This window comes from Microcystis sp. M53602_WE12 (assembly GCF_030065455.1).
GTDB classification, from domain to species: domain Bacteria; phylum Cyanobacteriota; class Cyanobacteriia; order Cyanobacteriales; family Microcystaceae; genus Microcystis; species Microcystis aeruginosa.
In genome coordinates, this window is sequence record NZ_JASJFB010000701.1 from 1 (window position 1) to 2912 (window position 2912).

The window sequence follows — 2912 nt, forward strand, 5'->3', positions numbered from 1 at the left end:
ATGCTTCGCCCCTACAGGACGCGGGCCGATGAAGACGCAAGGTTTTGAAGCACGATTCTCTCAAAATCTTGCACCTGTTTCGCGAGAAAAGCCACAAAACCCTTACCTTGCCTACATTTCACCTTTATTCAGCAAGCCCTACATAGTCTTTTGGCTGGCTAATTTATCGGCAGCATCTTGGGTGCATCTCAATTTTGTAGAAATATCTATATTAGGGCTGGTTGAATAAATCTAAAGACCTTGTTGGATAAGACTTTAGTGCCGGTCATGGGAGTGAGCGGCGGGAAAATTCAGGCACTTTTTCCCTGAAAATTAGCTAATTAACCACGGCTCGACTGAGCTTCGCGGTTCGACTGAGCTTCGCCGAACGTCCTCAAAATCCGTAAAACCCTACACCCCACACCCCACACCCTGCCGCCACGAAAAACTTTTTGCCGCAAGGCCTATCTAGGAGAGTCCGAATTTTGTTCAAAAGTTAACTCCTCTAACACTTCCGTAACCAACTTGCCGTTGGCTAAACACTTTAAACTTCTAATCTGAATATTTACTTGGGGAGTTTCTTCTAACTGTTGGATCAAAAAATCTGCATATTTGATTATTGCCTCACGCGCCGCATTTTTTTTAGTCCAAACTTGCGCCATTTCTAACATATTAGTAACCCCAATAAACTCGTCTCCTTCCCCATCTAAACTATAATTAGCCGCATAGGTGTTAGCAGTAGGACACAACAATAAAACATAGCCTAAATGTCCTTTTGTTGCTGTGCCAAATCCTTTAGCCATAAAAAATTCTCCTCAAGATAACAAATCAAGCGCAATTGTCGATGATAGCTGAGATTCTATCACTTGATGACCGAGATTAACCGGTCGAGCATTTCCCTCTACCGGCGCGCAATAACGGGGAATTGGACTAGAAACGAGGCTTATATGACGGTCACTCACCGCTAATCCATGGCTAGGATCATAACCTTTCCAGCCGCCCCCCGGCAAATACACCTCTACCCAAGCGTGTAAATGTCTTTCTTCTTGGTCTAAATCTCCTTCTTGATAGCCACTGACAAAACGGGAAGCTAATCCCACACAGCGACACACATCCATAAATAAAACCACAAAATCGCGACAGGAACCCTGCTTATTTTTCCAAGTGTTTCCGGGTAGATAGGGTTCTCCAGTAAGACGAATAATTTGCTGACAATTGCGGTAAATTTTGTCATTAAGATTAAACAGGAAAGATAGCACCTGTCCCTCAGTTTCCTGCATAATTTCTTGGGCTAATGCTGCCACATCGGGGTCATTAGCTAACCCATAAAATTGTCTGTAGGGTTGTAATTGACTGTGGAGGGAAATGGGATAATCAAAGGGTAAACAGGTCGCCCAAGGTTCCAACAAATACTGAAAAGGATTAACCCCATGGGTTTCCACTTCACTCACCACATCAATCAATAATTCTTCTGTCGGTTGATTAAACCAAATTTGTAAACAAGAATTGCCATCGAGGTCGATAATATTAGTTATCGTTAAAGGTTCTGGGTTAATTTTGAGCGTGAACTCTCGCAAAGTTTGCCCACCATCGGATTTTGGTCGCAAGCGCAGCAGATGGGGTGATAAAATCACGGGTTGATTATAGAAATAGTTAGTTTGATGCCGAATGTGATAACGCATTAAGTTGTTAATTGGGATTGATATTGAAAGTTATTTACTGGCAGAGGTGAGGCAAGTTCAGGATTAAAAACGAAGAAAGTTTCTGTCATTTTTATTCCCACATCATTAACTCTTTTTTGAATATGGTCGAGGAATTCATGTAATCCCATTTCAATAATATCCTCGATAGTTAGATAGCTCATTTCCGCACAAAGTCGCCCTAAACTTCTTTCTACCGAATTCCCCCAAGTTCCTATAGGAGTCCCTGTAACTTGATGCAAACAGTGGTCTAATTCCCGCAGACAAAAGTGAATTGAACGAGGAAATTCTCGATTAAGAATTAAAAATTCAGCCACGTCACTAGGAGTAATCCGTCGTTGACATTTACGATACATTTCGTAGGCACTCACCGACCGCAGTAAAGCAATCCATTGAATTTGGTCTAGAGAAGTTCCTACCCATTGAGCGGAAGGTAAGAGATAATAGTATTTAACATCAAGAATTCTGGCGGTTTTATCGGCGCGTTCCTGTAATCTTCCCATAACGCCAAAATGCCAACCTTCATTATGAGTCATCGTCGCATCCATTACCCCCGCAAAACGGTGACTAGCCAATTTAACTTGAGTAAAAAAGTTAGGTAAAGTAGTTTGAGGATGGTAAGAGGAAGCATCTTTTACCATCAAGAAAAAACCATTAACCTGTTCCCACATTTCCGAAGAAATAATCTCGCGAACTGACCGAGCATTTTCTCTGGCCCAGCGCAAACAAGAGATAATTGAGTTACTATATTCCGTGTCAAATGTCAAGAAATTGATCACATTTTCTGCGGTGGCTGTGCCGTAACGTTTCTTGAATTGTTCTAAATCTCCCGTGGTTAAAACCAAGGGTTCCCACTGTTGCAAAACACTGGTAGGTACATCTAACATTAAATTAAGGTTAACATCCATAAACCGGGCGACATTTTCTGCCCGTTCAATATAGCGATTTAACCAATAAATTGAATCGGCAACTCTACTAAGCATAATTAACCAGGAAAAAGAAAAGGGTAGGGTGGGTTAGGCGACAATAATTTACGCAGTTGACTGATGATTTAATTTTCGCCGTAACCCACCAAAATTTTGATGATTGTCCTGATAGCGATTTAACCAATAAATTGAATCGGCAACTCTACTAAGCATAATTAACCAGGAAAAAGTGAAAAGGGTAGGGTGGGTTAGGCGACAATAATTTACGCAGTTGACTGATGATTTAATTTTCGCCGTAACCCACCAA

The 2912-nt window shown here is 41.5% G+C and carries 5 protein-coding genes; 1 reads left to right on the forward strand and 4 read right to left on the reverse strand.

From position 1 onward, the window contains the following. Positions 1–229: hypothetical protein (locus PX482_RS21855; RefSeq protein ID WP_288027953.1), on the forward strand; the 229-nt coding region annotated here is incomplete at its 5' end. A gap of 214 nt (positions 230–443) precedes the next feature. Here PX482_RS21855 and PX482_RS21860 read toward each other — a convergent pair. Genes PX482_RS21860 through PX482_RS21875 form a run of 4 tightly spaced genes read right to left on the reverse strand, consistent with a single transcriptional unit; the run spans position 444 to position 2818 of the window. Beyond that, on the reverse strand, positions 444–782 hold the full coding sequence (locus PX482_RS21860; RefSeq protein WP_002757602.1) for a hypothetical protein: 339 nt from the start codon (positions 780–782) through the stop codon (positions 444–446). 12 nt (positions 783–794) lie between these two features. After that, entirely contained in the window at positions 795–1661 is an 867-nt protein-coding gene (locus PX482_RS21865; RefSeq protein ID WP_002757603.1) for a transglutaminase family protein, read from the reverse strand. After that, on the reverse strand, positions 1661–2662 hold the full coding sequence (locus PX482_RS21870; protein WP_185237680.1) for an alpha-E domain-containing protein: 1002 nt from the start codon (positions 2660–2662) through the stop codon (positions 1661–1663). Before PX482_RS21870 ends, PX482_RS21865 begins: the two co-directional genes overlap by 1 nt. A 48-nt stretch (positions 2663–2710) precedes the next feature. Beyond that, positions 2711–2818: an alpha-E domain-containing protein gene (locus tag PX482_RS21875; RefSeq protein WP_288123007.1), complete on the reverse strand. Its 108-nt coding sequence runs from the start codon at positions 2816–2818 to the stop codon at positions 2711–2713. Positions 2819–2912 lie beyond the last annotated feature (94 nt).